This is a genomic window from Candidatus Desulfolinea nitratireducens (assembly GCF_982879505.1).
In genome coordinates, this window is record NZ_CEYOSI010000290.1 from 1 (window position 1) to 3,565 (window position 3,565).

Genomic DNA, 3,565 nt, shown 5'->3' on the forward strand with positions numbered 1-3,565 from the left:
CGCGTGTGCTGGAGCATATCGTAGATACAGTCCTGCATCTCGAGGGGGATCGCTATCAGGCCTATCGACTTTTGCGCTCGATCAAAAACCGTTTTGGCGCGACTGCCGAGGTTGGCGTTTTTGAGATGCACGAGCGCGGGTTGGTAGAAGTCAGCAACCCTTCAGAAGCATTCCTCGCTGAAAGAATGGTGAACGCCCCCGGATCATCCGTCGCGGTGACGATGGAAGGGACCCGTCCGCTCCTCGTTGAAATCCAGGGGCTGACCAGCCCGACCAATTTCGGGAATGCCCGCCGCACCCCAAATGGGGTCAGCTTTAATCGTTTATTGTTGATCGCGGCTGTGCTGACCCGCCGGGCTGGTGTCAAACTCACCGAGCAGGATATTTTCGTCAACGTGGTCAGTGGTTTAAAAATTGATGAACCCGCTGCAGATCTGGCGATTGCCGCGGCGATTGCCTCCTCGATGCGTGATACACCCGTCCGCGCGGATGTGGTACTGATCGGCGAATTGGGGCTGGCAGGAGAACTCCGAATGCCCTCGCAGATGCCGCTTCGCCTGCGTGAGGCTGCCAAACTCGGTTTCAAGGTTGCGATTGTCCCAACACGTATTCGTAAGAGCGAACCCTGGCCAAAAGATATTCAGATTGTCGAAGTGCGCTCCATCCATCAAGCCCTGGATGCGGCCATGGGAAACCCGGAAAGACAAAAAGGGAAGAAGGTCGCCTGATTGGTCGGGTGGTCTAGGTTGTCTACGAGGCCTAAGTGGTCTGACCGATTACTGATTTCTGACAACTGATCACTGATTACTGTGCTACTGAATACTGATTTCCCGTTATAATAGGAAGACCACAAATAAAAAACTCCCATCCTGTTGGATGAAGTTCTAAAGAAGGAGAATTCCCATGTCTGGACATTCAAAATGGTCGACCATTAAACGTAAAAAAGGGTTGGCCGATGCAAAACGAGGGGCGGCATTTACCCGCTTAAGTCGTGAGATCGTCATGGCTGCCCGCGAAGGTGGCGGCGATTCTGATACCAATTTCCGCTTGCGCCTGGCGATAGAAAAAGCCCGCGCGGGGAATATGCCCAAAGATAATATTGATCGCTCGATCAAACGTGGTACTGGCGAAGATAAAAATGGTGTCGTTTACGAAGAAGTAACCTATGAAGGCTACGCTCCCAAGGGCGTGGCTGTGCTCATGGAATGTATGACCGAGAATAAAAATCGCACAGTGGCTGAAATTCGTCATGGCCTGGATAAATATGGCGGAAGCCTCGGCGCGAACGGCTCAGTCGCCTGGCAATTTGAGCGGATCGCTTTTTTCGCTTTTGATGAAAGTAAAATGGATTTTGACTCAGCCTTTGAGCTGGCTATTGAAGCAGGCGCGGATGATGTCACCCAGGATAATGGCATGATTGAGATCGTTGGCCCGGTCACTAGTTTCAAAAATATTGGTGATGCCTTGCGTGCTGCTAATGTAGACCCTGAAGATGCCGGCCTGCGCATGGAACCCAAGCAGGAAATGGATCTGAGCGTTGATGATACACTCCAAGTGCTCAGGGTTGTGGAAAATCTGGAAGAATTGGATGATGTTCAGAATATCTACCATAATATGGGCATATCCGATGAGGCAATGGCTGCCCTCGAGGCTGAATAAAACAGCCATATGCATATAAATCGCCAGGAAGCAAAGAACGCCAAGCCTTTTTTAAATTCGCCAAAACTTAAGCGCACCCTCGGCGACTTGGCGGTTCAAACATGACTTTGGTGCTGGGAATTGACCCTGGCACAGCTACGACCGGATACGGACTTGTCCGTCAGAATCGCGATGACAGTCTTGAAGCGCTTGCCTTTGGTGTCATTACCACACCGGCAAAGATGGCCGCCCACAAACGCCTGATCCTGATCTACGATCAATTGAATGAAATCCTGCTTCTCCACCGTCCGGAACGTTGTGCGGTGGAGAAGTTGTTTTTTCAGCGTAATGTGACCAACGCCATCGCAGTCGGACAGGCCCGTGGTGTGGTGATGCTTGCCCTCGCTCAAGCCGGGCTGGACCCCGCCGAATACACGCCTAATGAGATCAAATTGGCGGTAGCAGGGTATGGGTCTGCGGAGAAGAAACAGGTCCAGGAGATGGTGCGGATGTTACTCGAGCTGGAGAGCGTCCCCCGTCCCGACGATGCGGCAGATGCACTGGCTGTCGCCATCACCCATATTCATAGTGCCCGGATGCAATCTCTGTCTAATTACCCAGGATAAATAGTATGGTGGAAAATGCAGATCTCTTCCTGCGACTTGGTGTCGCTCTGGCAATCGGCTTTTTGATCGGTTTGCAACGTGAATATGCACATGGTGGCCCTGGCAGGGAAATCATTGCAGGCGAACGGACCTTTGCATTATTCGGTCTCGCCGGAGGGTTGGCGGCCATGATCGCCGATCAACTGGATTCGCCAATTGCCTTTGTCGGGATGATCTTCCTGCTGGGGGCCTATTCAACTGTTGCTTATTTTATTGATGCTCGTAAGGGACAGGTTGGGCTGACAACCGAAGTTGCGATCGTGGTTACGATCAGCGCAGGTGCAATGGCCTATTGGGGATATCTCACTTTGGCAATCGCAATTGGTATCGTAACCACTGTATTGCTTTCGATCAAACTTGAAACTGATCGTTTTGCACGTAATCTAACCAAAGAAGATATTTTTGCTGCCTTGCAACTGGCTGTGATCAGTGCCATCATTTTGCCCGTTCTCCCCAACCAGAGTTTTCTGCCGCCTCCATTTGACGTCCTGAACCCCTTCAAGATTTGGCTGATGGTGGTCTTCATCTCAGGGATTAGTTTTCTGGGCTATGTTGCGATCAAAGTTGTTGGCCCTGAACAAGGGATCGGAATCACCGGTTTTCTGGGCGGCCTGGTTTCCAGCACCGCGGTCACCTTGAGTTTTTCTGAGCGGAGCAACCGGGAGCCTGATCTTTCGAGACCTTTTGCGCTGGCGATCACTGTCGCGTGGACTGTCATGTTTGCGCGTGTCCTGATCGAAGTTGGAGTTATCTATCAACCCCTGTTAAAACTGGTCTGGATACCGATCGCTGCATCCGGGCTAATTGGTTTAATTTATTGCCTATATTTGTTTTTCTCCCAACGTACAGCTGAAAAAGGGGATATTGAATTTTCAAACCCCTTTGATCTGGGAACGGCGATAAAATTTGGTTTACTTTATGCCCTTGTCCTGCTCGTTTCAAGGGCTGCGCAAATGTATCTCGGAGATACCGGTCTTTACCTTTCAAGCGTTATTTCCGGGATTGCCGACGTTGATGCAATTACGCTTTCAATGGCCGAGTTGAGCAAGACGGGCGTTGTGGCCCTGCCAAAAGCAGCGCTGGCGATCGTCCTTGCCACCATGTCAAATACTGCCGTCAAAGGCGGGATCGCCCTGGCAATGGGCTCGGTTGCCCTGCGTAAACCCATATTATTCGCCATCCTGATGATGCTGGTTGTAGGGATTGGCACGGCCCTCTTATTCCAGGTATATATCTGACAAATAGGCTCTTGGTGGCGTCGA

4 protein-coding genes are annotated in these 3,565 nt (G+C 51.2%); all 4 read left to right on the plus strand.

Annotated elements, in window-relative coordinates; translation table 11 throughout:
• A partial coding sequence (locus AC3DOM_RS16690) for a magnesium chelatase domain-containing protein (protein ID WP_487920168.1) occupies positions 1-728 on the plus strand: 728 nt, incomplete at its 5' end.
• Positions 729-903: 175 nt separating this feature from the next.
• Complete coding sequence (locus tag AC3DOM_RS16695; RefSeq protein WP_487920169.1) at positions 904-1,659, plus strand: YebC/PmpR family DNA-binding transcriptional regulator; 756 nt, start codon at positions 904-906, stop codon at positions 1,657-1,659.
• A 101-nt stretch (positions 1,660-1,760) separates the two neighbouring features.
• On the plus strand, positions 1,761-2,264 hold the full coding sequence (ruvC, locus tag AC3DOM_RS16700; protein WP_487920170.1) for a crossover junction endodeoxyribonuclease RuvC: 504 nt from the start codon (positions 1,761-1,763) through the stop codon (positions 2,262-2,264).
• A gap of 5 nt (positions 2,265-2,269) precedes the next feature.
• Positions 2,270-3,541, plus strand: a complete 1,272-nt coding sequence (locus AC3DOM_RS16705; RefSeq protein ID WP_487920171.1) for an MgtC/SapB family protein — start codon at positions 2,270-2,272, stop codon at positions 3,539-3,541.
• Positions 3,542-3,565 lie beyond the last annotated feature (24 nt).